This is a genomic window from Streptomyces sp. NPDC033966 (assembly GCF_055575955.1).
Genome location: NZ_JBVIRQ010000004.1, coordinates 586,043 through 608,149, shown reverse-complemented (window position 1 = coordinate 608,149; position 22,107 = coordinate 586,043). Strand labels below are relative to the sequence as shown.

Genomic DNA, 22,107 nt, shown 5'->3' with positions numbered 1-22,107 from the left:
AACACCCGCAACACCCGCACCACCCTTCACCCCCGTGACCGCGAAGGCAGGACCCCGTGCTGACCGTCGATTTCTCCAGGTTCCCGCTCGCCGCAGGCGACCGTGTGCTCGATCTGGGCTGCGGCGCAGGCCGGCACGCCTTCGAGTGTTATCGGCGCGGCGCCCAGGTCGTCGCCGTCGACCGCAACGGCGAGGAGATCCGCGAGGTCGCCAAGTGGTTCGCCGCCATGAAGGAGGCCGGTGAGGCCCCGGCAGGCGCCACCGCCACCGCCATGGAGGGCGACGCCCTGGCCCTGCCCTTCCCGGACGAGTCCTTCGACGTCGTCATCATCTCCGAGGTGATGGAGCACATCCCCGACGACAAGGGCGTCCTCGCCGAGATGGTGCGCGTGCTCAAGCCCGGCGGCCGGATAGCGGTCACCGTCCCGCGCTACGGCCCAGAGAAGATCTGCTGGGCGCTGTCCGACGCGTACCACGAGGTCGAGGGCGGCCACATCCGCATCTACAAGGCGGACGAGCTCCTCGGCAAGATGCAGGCCGCCGGCCTCAAGCCGTACGGCACCCACCACGCGCACGGCCTGCACTCCCCGTACTGGTGGCTCAAGTGCGCCTTCGGCGTCGACAACGACAAGGCGCTGCCGGTCAAGGCGTACCACAAGCTCCTGGTCTGGGACATCATGAAGAAGCCCCTCGCGACCCGCCTCGCCGAGCAGGCCCTCAACCCGATCATCGGCAAGAGCTTCGTCGCGTACGCGACCAAGCCCCACCTGCCCGTCGGCGCAGCCGGCTCCGCCCAGTGAGCTCGCCGGGGCGCACCGTACCCGAGCACCTCGTCCTGGACGGCGTGCTGACCGCCGAGCAGGCCGCGCAGACCGTGGCCGGGATCCTGGCCGTGCAGCGCGAGGACGGGGCCGTGCCGTGGTTCCGCGGCCACCACCTCGACCCGTGGGACCACACCGAGGCCGCGATGGCCCTGGACACGGCGGGCGAGCACGAGGCGGCCGAGCGGGCCTACGCCTGGCTGGCCCGGCACCAGAACCAGGACGGATCCTGGTACGCGGCGTACGCGGACCGGCCCGACGGCGTGGACACGGCCGTGCCGCAGGACGCGGGCCGGGAGACGAACTTCGTCGCCTACATAGCCGTCGGCGTCTGGCACCACTACCTGGCCACCGGCGACGACACCTTCCTCGACCGGATGTGGCCGGCGGTCGTCGCGGCCGTCGAGTTCGTCCTCGCGCTCCAGCAGCCGGGCGGCGAGATCGGCTGGAAGCGGGAGGCGGACGGCACCGCCATCACCGACGCCCTGCTGACCGGCTCCTCCTCCATCCACCAGGCGTTGCGCTGCGCGCTGGCCATCGCGGACCACCGCGGCGAGCCGCAGCCGGACTGGGAGCTGGCGACGGGGGCGCTCGCGCACGCGATACGCCGGCACCCGGAGCGGTTCCTGGACAAGGACCGCTACTCGATGGACTGGTACTACCCGGTGCTGGGCGGGGCGCTGTCCGGCCCGGAGGCGAAGGTGCGCATCGAGGGGCGCTGGGACGAGTTCGTCGTCCCGGACCTGGGGGTGCGGTGCGTACTGCCGAACCCGTGGGTGACGGGCGGGGAGTCCTGCGAGCTGGCGCTGACCCTGTGGGTGATGGGGGAGTCGGACCGGGCGCTGGAGGTCCTGCGGTCGATCGGGCACCTGCGCGCCGAGAACGGCATGTACTGGACGGGGTACGTCTTCGAGGACCGGGCCGTGTGGCCGGTGGAGCAGACGGCCTGGACGGCGGGTTCGCTGCTGCTCGCGGTGGCGGCGCTCGGCGGCGACGAGGCCACGGGGGAGGTCTTCGGCGGGCTGGCCCTGCCGACGGGCCTGGAGCCGGACTGCTGCCGCTGAGCCGCCGCTGAGCCGGCGCTCCCGGGCCCGGGCGGGCCGGGGCCGCCGGCCCGGGGCCGTTGCGCTGACCGTGCCGCAGGCTCCGGGGGACCCCCGAACGGGTCCCCCGGGTGGTGGCGCCCGGTGCCCGGGGTGAGGCTGCGGGGGACACCTCAGTCCCCGGAGGCAACCGTGGCCGTACCCGCAACCGTCCGTATCCGTCGAGCCCTCACGGCGGTGGTGCTGTCCACCGCGCTGCTGGCCGGTGCCACCGCGTGCGGCAGCGGCGGCGACCGGGGGCAGCGGGAGGAGGTCTCCTCCGCCTCCGCCGCCGAACTGGCGGTCCTGGCCGTGGCGGAGCCGGACGCGGCCGCGGCCGACGAGCTGGCCGCGGCGACGCCCTCGCCGACGACCCCGGCCGAGAAGCAGAAGTTCGCCAAGACGCGGTTCGTCGCCAACGCCGGGCTCGCGGCCGGGGCGACGTACCAGTGGATCGTGAAGCCGTACCGCGAGGGCAAGTTCAAGAAGGGCGCGAAGGGGCGTACGTTCGCGCTGATCAAGGCCGGTCTGGCGGGGGCCTTCGCGTACAACCGGCTGAAGGCGGCCGCGGAGAACGCCAAGGGCGACCCGCTGCTGTCGAAGGCGATGGGCCCGCTGACGGCGGGCATCGAGTCCCTCAAGGGGCTGGGCACCAAGCTCCGCAAGGGGGAGGCGGGCGACGCCGACATCGACGCCTTCAACAACGTCATCAGCGGAGTCAAGGAAGCCGGCAAGAACGCGGGCGCCGTGGTCACCGACAAGGTGCCGAGCACCTCGCAGCTGACGGGCTGAGGCCGCGGCCGACGGCCGCACCGCCGGGCCCCGGGCACGACCCGGGCCCCGGCGGTGCGCTGTGCCGGGCCGGACCGGCTAGTCCGGGTCGGGCATGCGGTGCCAGTCGGCCCAGTGGCCGTCGTGGCTGCGGTTCTTGACCCAGCGGTAGCCGTCGGTGCCCTGGACGGAGAGGCTGAACTGCCAGGGGTCGCCGCCGCTGAAGCGGTCGATGACGACGATGCTGCTGGTGACGATGCCGCCCAGGGACGACCAGTGGGTCCAGTCGCCGTCGGAGTCGGTCCAGCGCGTCCACACGGCGTTGTCCGTGCCGACCAGGAACTGCTGCTTACCCCCGTCAGGCAGCGCGTGCTTGGTCACCCCGTACTCGCAGATGTAGACGGCGCCGCCGCCGGCCTTGCAGTGGTCGGCCGCGTCGGCCGGTCCGGCGGCGAGGGCGAGGCCCGCGACGGTGGCGGCCGCGAGGACGCCCGCCTTGATCCGGTTGGTGCTGATGACTGTTCCCCTTTGGTGGAGCTGTGCGTCGGTGGTCGGGCACCATGCTCCGGCCCGGCGCCAACGCTTCGCTAACGTGCGGGTGCTCAGCCGTTCAGCTCCGCCAGCACCCGCAGGGTGTGCGGGTCCGGGGCCGTGACCAGCAGGTCGGTGACGGGGCCCTTGCGCCACAGCTCCAGCCGTTCCGCGATCCGCTCCCGGGGGCCGACGAGGGAGATCTCGTCCGCGAACGCGTCCGGGACGGCCAGCACCGCCTCCTGCCTGCGCCCGGCCAGGAACAGTTCCTGGACGCGCCGGGCCTCGGCCTCGTAGCCCATGCGGCCCATCAGGTCGGCGTGGAAGTTGCGGGCCGCGTGGCCCATGCCGCCGATGTAGAAGCCGAGCATCGCCTTGACCGGCAGCAGCCCCTCGGCGACGTCGTCGCAGACCTGGGCGCGGGCCATCGGGGCGATCATGAACCCGTCGGGGAGGTCCGTCAGCGAGGCCCGGTAGACGTCGGTGCGGGTGGGCGACCAGTAGAGGGGGAGCCAGCCGTCCGCGATGCGGGTGGTCTGGGCGATGTTCTTGGGGCCCTCCGCGCCGAGCAGCAGCGGGAGGTCCGCGCGCAGCGGGTGGGTGATGGGCTTGAGGGGTTTGCCGGTGCCGGTGCCGTCCTCGCCGCGGTAGGGGTGGCTGTGGAAGCGGCCGTCCAGGGTGACGGGGGCCTCGCGGCGCAGCACCTGGCGTACGACGTCCACGTACTCCCGGGTCGCGGTGAGCGGGCTCGCGGGGAAGGGGCGCCCGTACCAGCCCTCCACCACCTGCGGCCCGGACAGGCCGAGGCCCAGCATCATTCGGCCGCCGGAGAGGTGGTCGAGGGTGAGGGCGTGCATGGCGGTGGCGGTGGGGGTGCGGGCGGCCATCTGGGCGATGGCGGTGCCGAGCCGGATGCGGGAGGTGTGCGCGGCGATCCAGGTGAGCGGGGTGAAGGCGTCGGAGCCCCAGGCCTCGGCGGTCCACACCGAGTCGTAGCCGAGGCGTTCGGCCTCCGTGGCGAGGTCGAGGTGGGCGGGGCTGGGCCCGCGGCCCCAGTAGCCGAGTGCGAGTCCGAGGCGCATGTAATGTCCCCTCCGCGAGCCTGATCCGAGCCTGATCTGACGGTGTGTCAGGTGACGTCAGGCGACTGTAGGGCACGCGCGCCCCGCCGGGAAGTCCGGCGGGAGCGCGGCGGAAGCAGGGCGGCCCCCCGCCCGTGAAGGGGCGGGGGGCCGTGAGCCGTGGTGCGGGGCCGGGTCAGCCGCGCTGGATGCCGGAGGTGTCGTTGAGGACGCCGCGGCGGCCGTCCTGGGTCTGCGCGATCAGCGACGACGGCCCGCGCTGGTCGACGGCCAGGTACCAGGTGCCCGGTGCCAGCTCCGCGACCGGGACGGGGGAGCCGTCCTCGCCGTAGAGGGGCCGGGCCACGGGCACCGCGAACCAGAACGGCGTGAAGTCCGCCGCCGGCGTCGGCGCCGGGTTCTGCGGGCCGGGCGCGGGGGTGCCCCCGTAGGGCGGGGCCGGCTGCGGGGTGGTCCCGTAGCCCTGCGGCTGCTGCTGCCCCGGGTAGCCGTACCCGGTGCCGGGCTGGCCGCCGTACGGCTGCGGGGCGACGGGCCGCGGCTCGGGCACGAGCGGGCCGGCCAGGGCGGGGATCTTCGTACCGGCGACGGCCACGCCCGCCAGGGCGAGGGTGGCGAGGAAGGCGATGATGCTGCCCGCGCCCAGGTCCCACCTGGACGGGCAGGTGATCAGCGACCACAGCGAGGCCCAGGCCGCCGCCACGGCCAGTACGGTGCCCCACGCCGTCAGGGTCAGGCTCCCGAGCTTGCGGCCCTCGGGCTGGAAGCGGGCGCCGAGCAGCAGGCCCACGGCGATGAAGCCGGTCAGGAAGACGGTCGGCAGCGCCAGCCCGTAGACGTCGGTGTCCCACGCACTCGGGAGGTCCAGGCCGGTGGCGGAGTAGAAATCGAGGAACGAGGCGATGAACAGCAGTACCGCTGCTCCGATCACCACGCCGTCACCTCGAGTGAGGGAGCGGATGTTCACGTCTGGGGGTGTCCTTCTCGGTCTTGGCTGGGGCGGAGCGGGCGCACCCATGGTACGGAGCTTCGCGCGGCCGAGAGGATCGGGGCGGCGAGCCGCCCCTGGACGACTGACCGTGAACTACCCGCCCAGGAAACCGGTGATGCCGTCCGCGATGCCCTGCGCGGCCTTCTGCCGCCACTCCGGATTCATCAGCTGCGCCGCGTCCTTGTCGTCACGCATGTTGCCGCATTCGAGGAACACCTTCGGCCGGGTCGAGAGATTGAGCCCGCCCAGGTCGTCACGGACCACCAGCCCGGTGCCGCTGCCGAGGTAGTTGGCGGGGGAGGAGCCGGTGGTGCGGCCGAAGTTGCTCGCGATGCGTTCGCCGAGGTCCCGGGAGGGGCCGACGATCTTCGCGGTGTCCGCCGTGCCGCCCTTGACCCGGGCCGGGAGGATGACGTGGAAGCCCCGGTTGCCGGCGGAGGCGCCGTCGGCGTGCACGGAGACCACGGCGTCGGCCGCCGCCTCGTTCCCGATCCGGGCCCGCTCGTTGATGCAGGGGCCCCAGGGGCGGTCGGCCTCGTGGGTGAAGACCACCTTGGCGCCCTTGGCCTCCAGCAGGGCGCGCGCCCGGCGGGAGACGTCGAGGGAGAACTCGGCTTCCATGTAACCGGAGTTGGTGGTGGTGCCGGTGGTGTCGCACTCCTTGCGGTTGGTGCCGATGTCCACCAGCTTGTTGATCTCGGCGGAGTGCTGGAAGTTGCCCGTGTTGTGGCCGGGGTCGATGACCACGGTCCGGCCGGTGAGCGGGCCCTTGGCGGGGGCGGTGCCGGCGGTGGGGCTCTGCGCGGGGCTCTGCGCGGGGCTCGCGGCCGGGGTCGGGGAGGCGCTGGCCTTGGCGTCCGACCCCGCCGTCGTGTGCGAGGCGGTGAGCGGCATGCCCCCGGGCTGCCGCTCGCCGGGCCCGGAGCCGGTCAGGACCTGGGTCAGCACCCAGCCCGCCAGACAGGTCGGGGCGAGCGCCGCCAGCGCCACCGTGAGGGCGGGCCGGCGCGCGAACCAGGGCCGGTCCGGGCTGATCGAGGACCGGGATTCGGGAAGCGGGGGGCTGTCGTCGTAGCGCACGTCGCGATGCTAGAACGCCCGCCCGGGCCCCGTACGGACCATGGGCCATTCGAGGGCGTGGTGTGATTGTCGTCTTATCGCCCGCCGAGGGGCATTGTCGACGCCCCTAGACGCCCTCGCCGGTGCGCCGGAGCACGCGCAGGGAGTCCGTCACCGAGACCTCCTCGAAGGCGCCGGAGGCCAGCGCGCGCAGGTAGATCCGGTACGGGGCCTGGCCGCCGTCGGCCGGGTCCGGGAACACGTCGTGGATCACGAGCGTGCCGCCCTCCGCGACGTGCGGGGCCCAGCCCTCGTAGTCGCCGTTGGCGTGCTCGTCGGTGTGGCCGCCGTCGATGAAGACGAAGCCGAGCTTGCCGCCCCAGGCCGCGGCGACCTGCGGGGACCGGCCGACGACCGCGATGACGTGCTCCTCCAGGCCGGCCCGGTGCAGGGTGCGGCGGAAGGTCGGCAGGGTGTCCATCAGCCCGATCTCCGGGTCCACGACGGCCGGGTCGTGGTACTCCCACCCGGGCTGCTGCTCCTCGCTGCCGCGGTGGTGGTCGACCGTGATCGCGGGGACGCCCGCCTCGCGGGCCGCGTCGGCCAGCAGGATCGTGGAACGCCCGCAGTACGTGCCGACCTCCAGCAGCGGCAGCCCGAGGGCCGCGGCCCCGGCGGCCGCCTCGTACAGGGCGAGGCCCTCGCGTACGGGCATGAACCCCTTGGCGGCCTCGAAAGCGGCGAGGGTCTCCGGCTTGGGGGCGGCGGCTGCCATGGGTGTTCCTCCGGCGGTGAGCGGGTGTGGCGGCCCATGGTGCCCTACTGCCCGGTAGGGCACCATGCCGGGGTGCGTGCGCCGCCTGGTCGGCCGCCCGGGCCGGCGCGGATCGCCTGGACGGTGAAGTCGACGGCGGCGCCGGTTCCGTCGTACACGTTCCCCTCAGCTCGCGGCGTTCACGCAGACGGCGTTCCCGGTTACTTGAGCAGGCCGCCGAGGGCGGTGGAGCCGGCCGGGGCCGGGGAGAGGCCGGTGAGGAGGCCGGAGACCTGGCGCTTCGCGTCCTTGACGGTCGGCATGAGGAAGCGCAGGGACAGCAGGTTGTCCAGGCTGAGGGGGCCGGCCTGGGTGCCGGCGGCCGGCCGGGCGGCCGTGGGGGCGGCCTGGGCGGCGGGGGCAGCGGCGAGGCCGACGGTCAGGGCCAGGGCGGCGCCGGACAGGGCGCGGGCGAGGGTGAGGTGAGCCATGACCGCCCCAACGCCCCATGCCCGGCCCGGTTATGGGTCATGGGCCGGGCGGGGCCGCGTTTTCGCCCGACTGGCGCCGCCGGTTGGGCCGTTCGGGTCGCTCAGTCCAGGTCGTATTCGAAGGTGTAGGGGACGGACGGTTCGCCGTGCCGGGCCAGGAAGGCGCCGGTGCCGCGCAGGCCGGTGAGCTCGCCCGTGCCGGAGCCGGGGACGACCTCGAAGGAGCAGCGGGTGGTGCCGTCCTCGTGGAAGGTACCGCGCTCCTCGACGGCGAAGGTGCCCTTGCGGGCGTCGAGGGTGCCGGTGAGCAGCTCCATGCCGGTGTAGGTGCCGGTCGTCGCCGTCAGGTACGTGATCGTGTACGCGCAGACGGTGCCGGCGGCCTCGATGCCGCCGGAGAAGGTGTTGGCGACCGTGGCCTGCGCGAGCCGGGGCAGTGCGTCGGCCGGGCCGGCGGGACGCTCCTCCCAGTCGGCGAAGGTGAAATGGCCGGTGGCGGTGCGCGTGGGCATGGGGATCCTTTCGGCGGGTCGCGCGGGGCCGTCCCCCGTGCTGTGACCAGCCTGGATGCCATACCTGACACCTCTTGTCAGGTACCGCGCCACAATGGGCCCATGCGTGCCGACCGGCTTCTCTCCCTGCTCCTGCTGCTCCAGAACCGCGGTCGGATGACCGCCCCGGAGCTGGCGGCGGAGCTGGAGGTGTCCGTCCGTACGGTGTACCGGGACATCGAGGCGCTCGGCGCGTCCGGCGTCCCCGTGTGCGCGGACCGGGGGCCCGCGGGCGGGTACCGGCTGATGGACGGCTACCGCACGCGGCTGACCGGGCTCACCGACGCCGAGGCGGCCTCGCTGTTCCTGGCCGGGGCGCCCGGGCCCGCGCGGGAGCTGGGGCTGGGCGCGGTGCTGGCCACCGCGCAGCTGAAGCTCCAGGCCGCGCTGCCGGCCGGGCCGGCGGACCGGGCCCGGCTCGTGCGGGACCGCTTCCACCTGGACGCGCCCGCCTGGTTCCGGGACGCCGACCCGGTGCCGCACCTGGCCGCGGTGGCGGCGGCGGTGTGGGAGCAGCGCGCGGTGCGGGTGGAGTACCGGCGCTGGTCGGGCGAGCTCCGGGAGCGGGAGCTGCACCCGCTGGGCGTCGTCCTCAAGGGCGGCATCTGGTACCTGGTGGCGGCGCCGGCGGGGGAGGGCGTACGCACCTACCGGGTGTCGCGGCTGCTGTCGGTGCGGGAGACGGGGGAGGGCTTCGAGAGGCCCGCCGGGTTCGGACTGGCGGCCTACTGGGAGGAGTCCTCCCGGCGCCTGGAGGCGGCGCTCCGGCAGGGGGTGGCGCGGCTGCGGCTCTCGCCGCGTGCGCAGAGGCTGCTGCCGATGCAGTTCGGGACGCCGGGGGTGCGGGCGCTGGAGGGGGCCGGGCCGCCGGACGGGGACGGCTGGGCGGAGGTGGAGCTGCCGGTGGAGTCGCAGGCCGTCGCGGTGGGGGACCTGCTCCGGCTGGGCGCGGAGGCGGAGGTGCTCGGCCCCCCGGAGCTGCGGGCGGCGGTGGCCGGGGTGGTGGCCGTGCTGGCGGGCCGGTACGCGATCCCCGTGGGGGTGGAGGGAGTTGACGGCTCTGTATGATCCCCTCCCGTGTCCGGGGAGGTCGGGGGAGCATGGAGCCGTTAGGGCCGTCGGGTCCGTCGTACGTGGGGCCGTTCCGGGTGCTGGGGGTGCTCGGCGAGGGCGGGATGGGCCGTGTGCTGCTCGGCGCCGCGCCGGACGGGCGGCTGGTCGCCGTCAAACAGGTCCTCGCCCGCTTCGCCGACGACGAGGGCTTCCGGGCCCGGTTCCGCCGGGAGGTCGCCGCGTCCCGGAGGGTGTCCGGGGCCTACACGGCGGCGGTGATGGAGTCCGACGCGGACGCCCGGACCCCTTGGCTGGCCTCGGTGTTCGTCTCCGGCCCCTCGCTGGGGGCAGCCGTCGCGGCGGTCGGGGCGCTGCCCGAGGAGACCGTACGCCGCCTCGCGGCCGGACTGGCGTCGGCGCTCGCGGAGATCCACCGGGCGGGGCTGGTCCACCGGGACCTGAAGCCCGAGAACGTCCTGCTCGCCGAGGACGGGGTCCGGGTGATCGACCTGGGCATCGCGCGGGCGGCCGAGAGCGGTGTGGACACCCGGCTGACGCACACGGGCCTGGTGATCGGCTCGCCGCCGTTCATGTCGCCCGAGCAGGCGGAGGGGCGGGAACTGACCCCGGCGAGCGACGTGTTCTCGCTGGGCTCGGTGCTGTTCCTGGCCGTCACGGGGCGCAACCCGTTCGCGGGGTCGTCGACCCTGCAGACCCTGTACGACGTGGTGCACGCGGAGCCGGAGCTGTCGGCCGTCCCGGCCGGGCTGCGGCCGGCGGTCGAGCGGTGCCTGGCCAAGGACCCGGCCGCCCGGCCGACCCCGGCGGAGCTCCAGAGCCTGCTCGGACCGGTGGCCCCGGCGGGCCGCCTGCCGTGGCCTCCGGCGGTGCACCGGATGATCGCCGAGCAGGCCGTGGCCATCGACCGGCTGCTGGGCGCGGAGGGTCCCTCCGGGACGGTGGTCCGGCCGGTGGAGCGGGAGGAGGTTCCGGTCGCGGTTCCCGTGCCCGCCGAACCCCCGGCCCGGCGACAGGGCCCGGACCCGGCCCGGGGGCGCGCGGCGACGCCGCTCCCGGCGCAGGACCCGAACCCGGACCCGGACGCGGACCCCGACCCGGACCCGGACCCGGACCCGGCCACGGTCGTGGCCGTGGCCGTGCCCGAGCAGGCTGCCGGGGGACCCCGGCCGGCCTTCGTCCCCCTCCCGGAGGAACCGCCCGTCACCGTGGGCGCCCTGGCTCCCGGACCCGGCCGGCGGCCTCCGCGCCGGAGCGCGCTGCGCGTGGCTTCGTCGGTGGCGGCCCTCGCGCTGGTGGCGGCCGGTGCCGGCGTCTGGGCGTACGGGAAGGGCAGGTGGTGGGGCGAGGAGCCGCCGCACACCAAGCTGGACAGTTGCGCGGTGGCGGCACCGAAACTGCCGGTGCCGCCCGGGACGGAGCGTGCGCCGACTCTGGACACCTCCCTGCCGGCCTCCGGCGGCGGCCCCACCACCTCGGTGCGCTGCTACTGGTTCGCAGGGGGCATGACGCGGATGATCGTGGACTGGTCCCTGAAGCTCGACGGCGAAGGCGGCGAAGGCGGCGGGGACGGGCAGGAGCAGCAGCGGAAGCGGTTGGCCTCGGAGCGCCGGACGGTGGAGTCTGCCGTGGAGTCGGTGGAGCAGACGGAGGTCGGGATCGGCGACGAGGCGCTGTGGACCCAGGACTGTCAACTCGTGGTCCGTGACGGGAGCCTCAGGATCGACGTGTGGAGCGGGGACAAGTCCTCGCTGTCCGCGTGCCGGTCCGAGGTCGAGGCGGTCGCCCGCGCCGCCCTCGCGGCCGTGCCGAAGGGCTGACGGGCCGGCCCGGGCCGGGCGCGCCGCGCGCTCAGCTCCCGCCGGGAGGCCGTACGCGGCGCGGGTTGCTCGTGCCGCAGCTCAGGCAGACCAGCCAGTCCCGCAGCTCGCCCGCGTCGGTCTCCCAGACCTCGCTGACGGCGTTGGAGTCCTCCTCGCCGCAGAAGAAGCACGTGCCCTCGTCGTCCTCCAGGAGCCGCATCGGGCGCAGCGGCCGGTCCGCCCCGCGGCGGTAGCCCAGCCAGTCGCATCCGGTGCACCTCCACCACTGTTCGGGCCTCGGCGACGGCGGTGCGCCGCCCCAGCGGTTGCGGCGGTACGTGACGCTCAGCGCCGTCAGCGCTCTCCCGCAGCGCGGGCAGTCCGGGCTCATGGGTGACAGCCCACAGCACCCCGGCCGCCGCCGCAAGGGGCGTACCGGGAAGTCCCGGCTTCCGACCGGCTTCTGACCTTCCGTCAGATTGAAACGTGTTCTAGTCTGCCGCGCATGGGCATCGGAATCACGCAAGAGCAGCGGGAGTTGGCCGACGCCGTGCGCGGCTGGGTGGCGCGGGCAGTACCGCCCGAGGAGGTGCGCAAGCTGCTCGACGCCCCGCCGCAGGCGGGTGCGCGGCCCGGCTACTGGGACGGGCTGGCCGCCTCCGGGCTGCTCGCGCCGCACCTGGAGGGCGGGACCCTGCTGGATCTGGCCGTCGTGGTGGAGGAGGCCGCCCGGGCGGCGCTGCCCGGGCCCTTCCTGCCGAGCGCGCTGGCCTCCGTACTCCTGGACCGGGCGGGGGCCGGGCCGCTCGACGGGCGGGTCGGGGCGGTCGCCCTCGGGGCGGGCGCCGTCACCGCCGTCGCCGTCGAGGGGGGCGGGTGGCTGCTGGACGGGGTCGCGCCGCCCGTCCTCGGCGCCGGCGAGGCCGACCTCGTGCTGCTCGCCGCCGAGGCGGACGGCGGGACCCGCTGGTACGCCGTGGACGCCGCCGCGCTGGACGTCCGCGTCCACGAGAGCGCCGACCCCACCCGCCCCACCGCCGAGGTCCGGGCGCGGGCCGTCACCGTCCCGCCCGGCCGGCTCCTGGAGCTGGACGCCGCCCTCGTCCAGGACCTGGCCCGCACCCTGTTCGCCGCCGACGCCTGCGGCACCGCCGCCTGGGCGGTCCACACCGCCGCCGAGTACGCGAAGACGCGCGAGCAGTTCGGCAGCCCCATCGGCCGCTTCCAGGGCGTCAAGCACCTGTGCGCCGACATGCTGGTCCGCCTCGAACAGGCCCGCGCCCTCGCCTGGGACGCCGCCAACAGTGCCGACGAGGAGCCCGGCGCCCGCTCGCTCGCCGCCGCCCTCGCCGCCGCGACCGCCCTCGACGCCGCCTACTCCTGCGCCAAGGACTGCATCCAGATCCTCGGCGGCATCGGCTTCACCTGGGAGCACGACGCCCACCTCTACCTGCGCCGCGCCCTCGTCGCCCGCCAGCTCCTCGGCCCCGGCGATGCCCACCGCATCCACGCCGTACGCCTCGCCGCGGCCGGCGCCCGGCGCGAGCTGCGCCTCGAACTCCCGCCGGAGGCCGAGGCCCACCGGGCGGCCGCCCGCACCGCCATCGAGGCGGCGCGCGGCCTCGGCCCGGCCGCCGCCCGCCGCGCGCTGGCCCCCACCGGGTACGCGGCCCCCTACCTGCCGCCGCCGTACGGACTCGGCGCCGGGCCCGTCGAACAGCTCGTCGTCCAGCAGGAGCTGAAGGCGGCCGGGGTCAGGATCGCCGACCTCGGCATCGCCACCTGGGTCGTCCCCTCGCTGCTCGCCTACGGGACCGACGAGCAGCGCGCCGCCCACGTCCTGCCGGCCCTGCGCGGGGACACGACCTGGTGCCAGCTCTTCTCGGAACCCGGAGCGGGCTCCGACCTGGCCTCCCTGCGGACCCGCGCGGAGCGCACCGCCGACGGCTCCTGGAAGGTCAACGGACAGAAGGTGTGGACGAGTTCCGCGCACACCGCCGACTTCGGGATCCTGCTGGCCCGCACGGACCCGGCCGCGCCCAAGCACAAGGGGCTCGGCTACTTCGTCGTCGACATGAAGAACACCCCCGGCATCGAGATCCGCCCGCTGAAGGAGATCACCGGCGAGGCCCTGTTCAACGAGGTGTGGTTCGAGGACGCCGTGCTCCCGGCCGACGCCCTGGTCGGGGCGGCCGACGGCGGGTGGAAGGTCGCCCGCAACACCCTCGGCAACGAGCGCGTCCACATGGCCGACCAGATGACCTTCGACACTCCCCCTGGGCCTGGCGGCCAGGGAGGTACCCCCAGCCTGGAGGCGCTCATCGCCCGCTCCGCCGGACTCGACGACTCCTACCGGGCCCGCATCGGCGCGCTCGCCGCCGAGGCGCACGCGCTCGCCTGCATCGGGCTGCGGACCACCCTCCAGCAGGTGTCCGGGCTGGAGCCGGGCGCGGGGGCCTCCGTACGCAAGCTCGTGCAGACCCCCCACCAGCAGCGGACCGCCGAACTGGCCCTCGAACTGCTCGGCCCGGCGGGTGCGGTGCGCGAGGGAGCGGGGGAGCGGGCGGTGCACGGGATGCTCATGTCCCGCTGCCTGACCATCGCCGGGGGCACCACGCAGGTACAGCTCAACGTCGTCGCCGAGCGGATCCTCGGCCTCCCCAGGGACTAGGAGTCAACGGACATGAAGTCGTACATCGTGGGCGTCGGCATGACGAAGTTCGAGAAGCCGGAGTCGCGGGACTGGCAGTACTGGGACATGGTCAAGGAGGCCGGCGGCGCGGCGCTCGCCGACGCGGGCGTGGACTACGGCCTCGTCGAGCAGGTGCCGGCCGGCTACTGCTTCCAGCCCTCCACCGCCGGGCAGCGGGCGGCGTACGAACTGGGTCTGACCGGCGTACCCGTCTACAACGTCAACAACAACTGCGCGACGGGCTCGACGGCCCTGATGATGGCGCGGCAGTTCGTCCAGGGCGGCCTCGCCGACTGCGTGCTCGCCGTCGGCTTCGAGAAGATGAAGCGCGGCGCGCTGGGAGGCGGTGCCGAAGGGGGCGCCCGCGGCGGAGCCGCTGGTGATTTCGGCAAGACCTCCCCGGTGGCCCGGCACTACGGGATCATGGCGGCCGCGCACGGCTTCGAGATGTCCCCGCCCACCGCGCAGATCTTCGGGAACGCGGCCCGCGAGCACATGGAGCGGTACGGGACCACGCCCGCCCAGCTGGCGGCGGTCGGCGCCAAGAACCACCGGCACTCCGCGAACAACCCGAACGCGCAGTTCCAGGACGTGTACACGGTCGAGGAGGTGCTCGCGGCCAAGACCATCCACGACCCGCTGACCAAGCTCCAGTGCTCGCCCACCTCCGACGGGGCCGCGGCGGCCGTCGTCGTCTCGGAACGGTTCGTCGTGGCGCACGGACTGCACGACAAGGCCGTCGAGATCATCGCCCAGGCCATGACCACGGACACCGCCGAGAGCTTCGGCGGCTCCTGCATCGACGTCGTCGGCAAGCCGATGACGGCCGCCGCGGGCCGCAAGGTGTACGAGGACTCCGGGCTCGGCATCGAGGACGTCGACGTCGTCGAACTCCACGACTGCTTCTCCGTCAACGAACTGCTGACGTACGAGGCGCTCGGCATGTGCGCGGACGGGGCCTCCGGCAAGCTCGTGGAGAGCGGCGCGACGACGTACGGCGGGCGGTGGGTGGTCAACCCCTCGGGCGGCCTGATCTCCAAGGGCCACCCGCTCGGGGCGACGGGGCTCGCGCAGGCGGCGGAGCTGGTGTGGCAGCTGCGCGGCGAGGCGGGCGCCCGCCAGGTCCCCGGCGCCCGGGTCGGGCTCGCGCACAACATCGGGCTGGGCGGCGCGGCGGTGGTGACCCTGCTGCGGAAATAGCACTCCTACGCCGGCACCAGCCGCGGCATCAGGCGCAGCGCGTTCTCCCGGTTGACGGCGCGGCGCAGCGCGGGCGTCAGGGCCGGGTCCGCGGCCAGCGCGGGGACGGCGATGTCCGCGACCATGTCGGCGGGGCAGGCCGGCCAGTCGCTGCCGAACAGGACCCGGGCGGGGTCCACGGTGGCCAGCAGGGTGCCGGCCGGGGACATCGGGCCGGCGGTGTCGTAGTAGAAGCGGTGCAGGTGGTCCCGGACCGTCGCGGGTTCCAGCGGGGGGTCGAAGGAGCCCGCGAAGGCCTCCAGCCGGGTCGCGATGTGCGGGAGGAAGCCGCCGCCGTGCGGCAGGATCACCGACAGGTTCGGGAAGCGGTCCAGGGTCCGGTTGCGGATCATGTTGGCGGCGGCGCGGGTGGTGTCGAGGAGGAAGTCGCACAGGAAGTTCGGCAGCCCGGGCACGGTGACTCCGGGCGGACCGCCGGCCCCCGGACCGCCGGCCCCCGGCCTGCCGGCCCCTGGCCCGCCGGCCGTAGGGTGCAGGCCGTCGGCGCCGGGGGCCCCGAGCCCGCCGGCGGCCGCCGGCACCTCCAGCCCCCCGGCCCCGGGTGCGTCGTCCGTACCCGGCCTTCCGCCTGCGCCGGGCCGGCCCCCGCCCGGCTTCCCGGATGCGCCGGCGGTCCCGCTTCCGCCGGGCCGGCCCGCGCCCGCCCGGCCGGCGGATCCGGGGGTCCCCGGCCCGGCCGCTCCGGGCCCGCCCGTGGCGCCCGGCGCACCGCGCCCCCCGGTGCCGCCGGCGGCCGCCGGCAGGGCCGGGAGGTTGTGCGGGTGGGTGTCCACCACCGCGGACCGCTCGTCCAGTTCGGCGAAGATCCCGTCGTACACGGGGTCCCCGAGGTACACACCGCCGTAGTTGGCGGTGACGTTCACCCCGACCGCGCCCAGCTCGTCCAGCCCGTGGCGCAGCGCCCAGGAGGAGACCTCCAGGTCGTCCAGGAAGAGCGGGGTGTGGAAGAAGAACCGCCCCGGATGCGCCTCGACGGCCTCCACCGCCGCCCGGAGCGTCACCGTGATGGCCTCCCGCAGCTGCGCGGAGCTCTCGTACCGCGCGGGCAGCATCGGCTTGAGCACGGCCGTGGCGATCCCGGCCCGGTCCATCAGCGCGAGCGCGGACTCCGCGTCCCAGCGGGCCCACGGCGGCAGCGCCCGGGGGTTCACCAGCCCCCGGGCCTCAGCCCACTCCCGCCAGGCCGGGGCGCAGAAGTGGTGGTGGACGTCGATCACCGCCCGGCTGCCGTCGTCCTCCAGGGCCGTGGAACCGGTCAGTGACGCACCACTGGCGGTGAAACCGCCGGCACCGTATTCCGGCATGCGCGCATTCCCTCTCTTCGGGCTGCGGAACGGGATCAGCGCACACCTTAGGACGGGCCCGGGCCGGCGTCGCCCGGACATTCCCGAGGGGGAGGATTCGGCGCCGAACGGGTCAACGCGGTTTTACGTTCATTCGGCCCAGGGAAAGGAGCCGACTGTCAATTCCGGGTTACCCGAGAGGTATGGCGTGACGACTGAACCGACGGTGGCAGTGGGGGACGGACCCGCGCTCGAAGACGCGGTGGCGGCGGTGACGAAGGGCACGCCGGAATACCGGCAGTGCCCGTATCCGTTCTACCGGTCGCTGCGGGAACAGGCCCCGATCGCCCGGCTGACCCCCGGCCACGGGGTCGACACGTACCTCGTCACCCGGTACGAGGAAGCCCACGCGATCCTCGCCGACCACCGCATCGGCAAGGACATGCACGAGGCCATCGACACCTACCACGCCCTCTTCGGGGACGCGTGCGAGGCGCTGGACGACAACCTCCTGTTCGCGGACCCGCCCCGGCACACCCGGCTGCGCCACATCGCCAAGACCGCCTTCACCCCGCGCCACGTCAAGGACCTGCGCCCGCACATCCAGGAGCTGGTGGACGGGCTGCTGGACCGGTGCCCGACGGACGAGCCCGTCGACCTGATGGCGGCCTTCGCCCTGCCGCTGCCCGTCATGGTCATCTGCGAGCTGCTCGGCATCGTCGGCGAGGAGCGCGTCGAGGTGCTGAAGTGGTTCGCCCAGGTGACCCGCTCGCGCTTCAGCCGGGACATGAAGCACGAACTGGTCGAGGCCGAGCACTGGCTGCGCGACTACTTCACGGACCTGATCCACCGCACCCGCGCGAATCCCACCGACGACTTCCTGAGCGTGCTGGCGGAGACCCCGCACGACGAGGAACCGCTGACGGACGACGAACTCGTCTCGATGATCTGGGTGCTGCTCTTCGCCGGCCACAAGACGACCACCCTCCAGATCGGCAACTGCGTCTACAGCCTGCTGACCAATCCGGAGCAGCTGAAGGCCGTCCAGGAGAACCGGGAACTCCTGCCGCAGGCGATCGAGGAAATGGTCCGTTTCGAGGGATCGGTGGAAACCTCCACCTTCCGTTACGCGCTGGAGGACGTGGAAATCGGCGGGACCCTCATTCCGCGGGGCGCGGTCGTGCAGATCGCGCTCGCCTCCGCGAACCGCGACCCGGAGAAGTTCCCCGAGCCCGACAGGCTCGACATCACCCGCGAGGGACTCCAGGGCAACCACCTCGGCTTCGGCTTCGGGGCGCACTACTGCCTGGGCGCGCCGCTGGCCCGGCTGGAGCTGGAGATCTGCCTGACGGCCCTGCTGGACCGATTCCCGGACATGGTGCTGGCGATGCCGTCGGCGCACGGCGGCGACTGGCTGAAGGGGCCGTTCCCCGCCTTCCGGGGGCTGGAGCGGCTGCCGGTGGCGCTGGACCCGTCGCGGACGGTCGACGACTGGACGAAGCCCAAGGGCTGAGCCCCCGCAGGTGGTCCCGAGGCCCTCCGCCGTCACCGGCGGGGGGCCGTACGCGCGCCCGTACGCCTACGGACCGGTGAGCGCGGGGTCGATCACCGTCTCGCCCATGGAGGCCCGGCGCAGGCAGTCCGCGAGGTCATCGACGGGGCCGTCCCGCAGGACCAGTCCCGCCGCGCCCGCCGCCAGGGCCGCCTCCGGCAGGCCGGGGTGGGCCGAGCGGGCGGTGACCAGGACCCGGCATTCGGGATCCTCGGCCAGCAGGGCGGTCACCGCGGCGACCTCCTCCACCAGCGCCACCTCGGGGCGGGCCAGGGCGGAGTCCACGACCTCGATGTCCGGCTGGAGGCCGAGCAGCAGCGCGAGGGCCGGGTCCGGCGGCTCCAGCAGGACGCGCAGCGAGCGCGCGGGCCGGTGCGTCACGGGCATTTCGTCCACCGGCGAAGCGTATCCGCCCGGGTCCGGCGCAGTGGACAACACGCCTCGGCCAAAGGTCATCTGACGTGAAGTCAGGAGTCTTCCCAAGTGCTGGGGCGTGCGTTATACATGCCTTCAGCCCGATGCTAGAACGCGTTCTAGAACGCGGTCCGGCGTCCGGCTCCGCATACGACCTCGGTGCGGCCGACGGTGCGGACGGCCGTGCCGAGGTCTTCCAAGGAACCGAAGGAGCAGCATCCTCATGCCGATCGATGCCGCGAGGGCACTGGCCGCCGAACCCCGCCGGGGGAACATCGGCTGGGACCACAAGGACATCCAGCTCTACCACCTCGGCCTCGGAGCGGGCACGTCGCTGAACGGGCAGAGCCTCGCCACCGACCCCGACGAGCTCCGCTACACCCTGGAGTCCAAGCTCCACGTCCTGCCCAGCTTCGCGACCGTCGCCGGAGCCGGCATGGCCATGCTCGGCGGCCTCGCCGCCCCCGGCATCGAGGTCAACCTCGCCAACGTCCTGCACGGCGGCCAGTCCATCGAGCTGCACCGGCCCATTCCCGTCCAGGGGAGCGCCACCTCCTCCGCCAAGGTCGCCGCCCTCTACGACAAGGGCAAGGCGGCGGTGATCGTGCTGCGCACCGAGGTGGCCGACGCCGACGGGCCGCTGTGGACCAGCGACGCGCAGATCTTCGTACGCGGCGAAGGCGGCTTCGGCGGCGAGCGCGGCCCCTCCGTCAAGGAGGAACTGCCCGGGCGTGCCCCCGACCGCACCGAGGAGCGGGCCATCCGCGACGAGCAGGCGCTGCTCTACCGCCTCTCCGGGGACTGGAACCCCCTCCACGCCGACCCGGAGTTCGCCAAGCTGGCCGGCTTCGACAAGCCGATCCTGCACGGCCTCTGCTCGTACGGGATGACCCTCAAGGCCGTCGTCGACACCGTCCTCGGCGGGGACGTGTCCCGGGTGCGCGCCTACCGCACGCGCTTCGCCGGGATCGTCTTCCCGGGGGAGACGCTGCGCATCCGGATGTGGCGGGAGGAGGGCCGCGTACTGGTCTCGGTGACCGCCGTCGAACGGGACGACGCACCGGTCCTCGCCGACACCGTCGTCGAACACTCGTAGCACCCACTAAGGAGCCGCACCGTGCGCGCAGCACTGCAGAGCGAGATAGGCCAGGACAAGCTGGAGGTCGTCGACGACATGGAGGCCGTGGGCTTCGGCCCCGGCAAGGTCAGGATCCGCATCAAGGCCACCGGCCTGTGCCACTCCGACCTCTCCGCGATGAGCGGCGTACTGCCGCAGCCCGCCCCCTTCATACCCGGCCACGAGGGCTCCGGCGTGATCACGGACATCGGCGACGGGGTCACCTCCCACCGGATCGGGGACCGGGTCCTCGTCTGCTGGCTGCCGCCGTGCGGCCACTGCCCCGCCTGCAAGCGCGGCCAGGGCCACCTGTGCCTGGAGGCCTTCGGGAACGTCGCCACCCCCAACTTCAAGCGCGCCGCCAGTGACGTCTTCGGCTTCGCCGGCACCGGCACCTTCGCCGAGGAGATGGTCGTCCCGGCCGCCTGCGCCATCCCGATCCCCGACGACCTGCCCTTCGACATCGCCGCCCTGATCGGCTGCGGCGTCACCACCGGACTCGGCGCGGCCATCAACACCGCCGAGGTGGAGGCCGGCTCCTCGGTCGCCGTCATCGGCTGCGGCGGCGTCGGCATCTCCGTCATCCAGGGCGCCAAGGTCCAGGGCGCGGCGCAGATCATCGCCGTCGACCCGGTCGCCTCGCGGCGCGAGGCCGCCCTGCGGTTCGGCGCGACCGGGGCCGTCTCCCCGGAGGAGTTCGCCGACGCCAAGAACCGGATCACGGCCGGCGAGGGCTTCGACTACGTCTTCGAGGTCGTCGGCAAGTCCGCGACCGCGCAGAAGGCGTACGAGATGACCCGCCGCGGCGGCTCCGTCGTCGTGGTCGGCGCGGGCGCCCTCGACGACGACTTCCAGGTCAACATGTTCTCCCTGTTCTTCGACGAGAAGAAGATCCTGCCGTCGATGTACGGCGGCGGCGACGTCCTGCGCTCCTACGAGCGCACCATCGCGCTGTGGCGGGCCGGCCGGATCGACCTGGAGAACCTGATCACCCACCGGGTGAGCCTGGCCGAGATCAACGACGCCCTGGACCAGATGCGCACGGGCGTGGCCCTGCGCACCTGCATCGAACTCTGAGACCGCTGACCACCGACCGCTGAGAGGAACGCTACGGATGTCACTCCCACTTGAGGGGCTCTCCGCCATCGTCACCGGCGCCGGCCGAGGCCTCGGCCGGGCCGAGGCGCTCGAACTCGCCCGGCTCGGCGCGAGCGTCGTCGTCAACGACTTCGGGCAGAGCGGCCGCGACGGCTCCGGCGAGGCCTCGGCCGCCCCGGCGGAGGAGGTGGCCGAGGAGATCCGCGCGGCGGGCGGCCAGGCGGTGTCACACCTGGGCGACGTGGCCGACTTCGAGCAGGCCCGGGAACTGGTCGGCCTCGCCGTCTCGTCCTTCGGCAAGCTCGACGTCCTGGTCAACAACGCGGGCATCCTGCGCGACCGGATGGTCTTCTCCATGACGGAGGACGAGTGGGACTCGGTGATCCGGGTCCACCTCAAGGGCCACTTCAACACCACGCACTTCGCCGCCGCGCACTGGCGGGAGCGGTCCAAGGCGGCGGGCGGCCCGGTGTACGGGCGGATCGTCAACACCTCCTCGGAGGCCTTCCTCGGCGGTTCGGCCGGCCAGCCCAACTACGCGGCCGCCAAGGGCGGCATCGTGGGCCTGACCACCTCGACCGCCCTGGCCCTGGCCAAGTACGGGGTGACGGCCAACGCGATCTGCCCGCGCGCCCGCACCCGGATGACCGAGGACGTCTTCGCGGGCTTCCAGGTTCCGGAGGAGGGCAAGCTCGACGCCCTCGCCCCCGAGCACGTCTCCCCGCTGGTCGGCTACCTGGCCTCGCCGGCCTCCGCCAAGGCCAACGGGCAGCTCTTCGTCGTGCACGGCGGCATCGTCGTCGTGATGGAACGCCCCCGGGTGGCCGCGAAGTTCGACACGGCCAAGGAGGCCTTCTCCTACGAGGAGCTCGACGGCCTCCTCACCCCGCACTACGACTCCCGCCCGGCGAACGAGACCTTCGCGGCGGCCGAGGTCCTGGGCCTCAAGCACGGCTAGGGGGCGGGTCGGGAGGCGGCCCGGGCAGGGGACTCCCGGGGCGCCTCCGCGTTCCCTCAGGGCAGGAAGGCGAGGGCCGCGCGCAGGTCGTCGGGCCCGCGGTAGTGGACGCCGGTCATCCCGAAGGCGACGGCCGCCTCCACGTTCTCCGGCCGGTCGTCCACGAACAGGCACCGCTCGGGGGCGGCGCCCGCCCGCTCGGCGGCGATCGCGTAGATCTCCGGGTCCGGCTTGGCCACGCCTTCCCGTGCGCTGCTGACGACGTGGTCCGCGAGGTCGGTGAGCCCCATCGCCGCCAGGTCCTCGTCCAGGTCCAGGGCCGCGTTGGTCACCAGCACCAGCGAGAGCCCGGCCGCCCGCGCCCCGCGCAGTACGGACACCACCGCCTCGTCGGCCGAGAAGGGGGACCGGGTCATCGCCTCGGCCAGCTCCCACGCCCGTGCCTCGGCGTAGTCCTCCCGGAGCCTGCCGGCTATCGACTCGGCCCACTGGTCCCGGGTGATCCGGCCCAGCAGCAGCGGCCCGTCCAGCTCGGGGGAGAACGCCAGGCTCGCGGTGGTGCCCTCGTGGAGGCCGGCCAGACGTTCCAGCGCGGCCAGTCCGCTGGAGTCGTAGAAGCGGATGACGTTGTCGAGGTCGCACAGGACCGCGTCGAAGGGCCTGTCGCCGCCGGGGGCTTCGGTGATCGTCACGCCCCTTCCCTATCACGGGACCTCGTACGCGGTCC

At 73.9% G+C, this 22,107-nt stretch carries 22 protein-coding genes; 11 read left to right on the top strand and 11 right to left on the bottom strand.

The window, feature by feature from the left end; all coding sequences use genetic code 11:
• The first annotated feature begins 56 nt into the window (after positions 1 to 56).
• The 3 genes from ACZ518_RS15050 to ACZ518_RS15040 all read left to right on the top strand — a co-directional run bounded on the left by ACZ518_RS15050 (position 57) and on the right by ACZ518_RS15040 (position 2,695).
• Positions 57 to 800, top strand: coding sequence for a class I SAM-dependent methyltransferase (locus ACZ518_RS15050; protein WP_469113448.1), 744 nt, complete (start codon positions 57 to 59; stop codon positions 798 to 800).
• Entirely contained in the window at positions 797 to 1,885 is a 1,089-nt protein-coding gene (locus tag ACZ518_RS15045; protein ID WP_469113447.1) for a prenyltransferase/squalene oxidase repeat-containing protein, read from the top strand. The genes ACZ518_RS15050 and ACZ518_RS15045 overlap by 4 nt, the downstream gene beginning before the upstream one ends.
• Before the next feature lie 237 nt (positions 1,886 to 2,122).
• The gene (locus ACZ518_RS15040) at positions 2,123 to 2,695 is read left to right on the top strand and encodes a hypothetical protein (RefSeq protein WP_469113491.1); all 573 of its coding nucleotides are present in this window, start codon (positions 2,123 to 2,125) and stop codon (positions 2,693 to 2,695) included.
• Positions 2,696 to 2,773: 78 nt separating this feature from the next.
• Here the strand turns inward: ACZ518_RS15040 and ACZ518_RS15035 are convergent, their stop codons facing one another.
• The 7 genes from ACZ518_RS15035 to ACZ518_RS15005 form a co-directional block, all read right to left on the bottom strand.
• On the bottom strand, positions 2,774 to 3,055 hold the full coding sequence (locus tag ACZ518_RS15035; RefSeq protein WP_469113446.1) for a DUF8189 domain-containing protein: 282 nt from the start codon (positions 3,053 to 3,055) through the stop codon (positions 2,774 to 2,776).
• 221 nt (positions 3,056 to 3,276) lie between these two features.
• Positions 3,277 to 4,287, bottom strand: a complete 1,011-nt coding sequence (locus ACZ518_RS15030; protein WP_469113445.1) for an LLM class F420-dependent oxidoreductase — start codon at positions 4,285 to 4,287, stop codon at positions 3,277 to 3,279.
• A gap of 175 nt (positions 4,288 to 4,462) precedes the next feature.
• Positions 4,463 to 5,254 carry a DUF5336 domain-containing protein gene (locus tag ACZ518_RS15025; protein ID WP_469113444.1) on the bottom strand — a complete coding sequence of 264 codons (792 nt, stop codon included), beginning with the start codon at positions 5,252 to 5,254 and terminating at the stop codon, positions 4,463 to 4,465.
• 117 nt (positions 5,255 to 5,371) lie between these two features.
• Positions 5,372 to 6,358: an N-acetylmuramoyl-L-alanine amidase gene (locus ACZ518_RS15020; RefSeq protein ID WP_469113443.1), complete on the bottom strand. Its 987-nt coding sequence runs from the start codon at positions 6,356 to 6,358 to the stop codon at positions 5,372 to 5,374.
• Positions 6,359 to 6,464: 106 nt separating this feature from the next.
• The gene (locus tag ACZ518_RS15015; RefSeq protein WP_469113442.1) at positions 6,465 to 7,112 is read right to left on the bottom strand and encodes a class I SAM-dependent methyltransferase; all 648 of its coding nucleotides are present in this window, start codon (positions 7,110 to 7,112) and stop codon (positions 6,465 to 6,467) included.
• Positions 7,113 to 7,312: 200 nt separating this feature from the next.
• Complete coding sequence (locus tag ACZ518_RS15010) at positions 7,313 to 7,582, bottom strand: hypothetical protein (RefSeq protein ID WP_469113441.1); 270 nt, start codon at positions 7,580 to 7,582, stop codon at positions 7,313 to 7,315.
• Positions 7,583 to 7,683: 101 nt separating this feature from the next.
• The gene (locus ACZ518_RS15005; protein WP_469113440.1) at positions 7,684 to 8,094 is read right to left on the bottom strand and encodes a DUF3224 domain-containing protein; all 411 of its coding nucleotides are present in this window, start codon (positions 8,092 to 8,094) and stop codon (positions 7,684 to 7,686) included.
• A gap of 102 nt (positions 8,095 to 8,196) precedes the next feature.
• On the opposite strand from ACZ518_RS15005, the gene ACZ518_RS15000 reads away from it, so the two are divergent.
• A complete protein-coding gene (locus ACZ518_RS15000) occupies positions 8,197 to 9,201 on the top strand; it encodes a helix-turn-helix transcriptional regulator (protein WP_469113439.1) in 1,005 nt (334 codons plus the stop codon).
• A gap of 32 nt (positions 9,202 to 9,233) precedes the next feature.
• Positions 9,234 to 11,024 carry a serine/threonine-protein kinase gene (locus ACZ518_RS14995; protein WP_469113438.1) on the top strand — a complete coding sequence of 597 codons (1,791 nt, stop codon included), beginning with the start codon at positions 9,234 to 9,236 and terminating at the stop codon, positions 11,022 to 11,024.
• Positions 11,025 to 11,055: 31 nt separating this feature from the next.
• On the opposite strand, the gene ACZ518_RS14990 is transcribed toward ACZ518_RS14995, so the two are convergent.
• On the bottom strand, positions 11,056 to 11,397 hold the full coding sequence (locus ACZ518_RS14990) for a hypothetical protein (RefSeq protein ID WP_469113437.1): 342 nt from the start codon (positions 11,395 to 11,397) through the stop codon (positions 11,056 to 11,058).
• A gap of 114 nt (positions 11,398 to 11,511) precedes the next feature.
• Here ACZ518_RS14990 and ACZ518_RS14985 point away from each other — a divergent pair, with 114 nt between their 5' ends.
• Together ACZ518_RS14985 and ACZ518_RS14980 are read left to right on the top strand one after the other, a co-directional pair.
• Entirely contained in the window at positions 11,512 to 13,677 is a 2,166-nt protein-coding gene (locus ACZ518_RS14985; RefSeq protein ID WP_469113436.1) for an acyl-CoA dehydrogenase, read from the top strand.
• A 12-nt stretch (positions 13,678 to 13,689) separates the two neighbouring features.
• Positions 13,690 to 14,898 (top strand): lipid-transfer protein, encoded by a 1,209-nt coding sequence (locus tag ACZ518_RS14980; protein ID WP_469113435.1) that lies wholly within the window; start codon positions 13,690 to 13,692, stop codon positions 14,896 to 14,898.
• A 5-nt stretch (positions 14,899 to 14,903) separates the two neighbouring features.
• Here ACZ518_RS14980 and ACZ518_RS14975 read toward each other — a convergent pair whose 3' ends face one another.
• Positions 14,904 to 16,262, bottom strand: a complete 1,359-nt coding sequence (locus ACZ518_RS14975) for an amidohydrolase family protein (RefSeq protein ID WP_469113434.1) — start codon at positions 16,260 to 16,262, stop codon at positions 14,904 to 14,906.
• A gap of 187 nt (positions 16,263 to 16,449) precedes the next feature.
• Here ACZ518_RS14975 and ACZ518_RS14970 point away from each other — a divergent pair, with 187 nt between their 5' ends.
• The gene (locus tag ACZ518_RS14970; protein ID WP_469113433.1) at positions 16,450 to 17,754 is read left to right on the top strand and encodes a cytochrome P450 family protein; all 1,305 of its coding nucleotides are present in this window, start codon (positions 16,450 to 16,452) and stop codon (positions 17,752 to 17,754) included.
• 66 nt (positions 17,755 to 17,820) lie between these two features.
• Here ACZ518_RS14970 and ACZ518_RS14965 read toward each other — a convergent pair whose 3' ends face one another.
• A complete protein-coding gene (locus ACZ518_RS14965) occupies positions 17,821 to 18,180 on the bottom strand; it encodes a response regulator (RefSeq protein WP_469113490.1) in 360 nt (119 codons plus the stop codon).
• 250 nt (positions 18,181 to 18,430) lie between these two features.
• On the opposite strand from ACZ518_RS14965, the gene ACZ518_RS14960 reads away from it, so the two are divergent.
• From ACZ518_RS14960 to ACZ518_RS14950, 3 genes are read left to right on the top strand one after another with little or no spacing between them, the layout of a single operon-like run.
• Positions 18,431 to 19,303, top strand: coding sequence for a MaoC/PaaZ C-terminal domain-containing protein (locus ACZ518_RS14960; protein WP_469113432.1), 873 nt, complete (start codon positions 18,431 to 18,433; stop codon positions 19,301 to 19,303).
• 21 nt (positions 19,304 to 19,324) lie between these two features.
• A complete protein-coding gene (locus ACZ518_RS14955; protein ID WP_469113431.1) occupies positions 19,325 to 20,401 on the top strand; it encodes a Zn-dependent alcohol dehydrogenase in 1,077 nt (358 codons plus the stop codon).
• A gap of 37 nt (positions 20,402 to 20,438) precedes the next feature.
• A complete protein-coding gene (locus ACZ518_RS14950; protein WP_469113430.1) occupies positions 20,439 to 21,380 on the top strand; it encodes a 3-oxoacyl-ACP reductase in 942 nt (313 codons plus the stop codon).
• Positions 21,381 to 21,436: 56 nt separating this feature from the next.
• On the opposite strand, the gene ACZ518_RS14945 is transcribed toward ACZ518_RS14950, so the two are convergent.
• The gene (locus tag ACZ518_RS14945; protein ID WP_469113429.1) at positions 21,437 to 22,072 is read right to left on the bottom strand and encodes an HAD-IA family hydrolase; all 636 of its coding nucleotides are present in this window, start codon (positions 22,070 to 22,072) and stop codon (positions 21,437 to 21,439) included.
• Between the last annotated feature and the right edge of the window lie 35 nt (positions 22,073 to 22,107).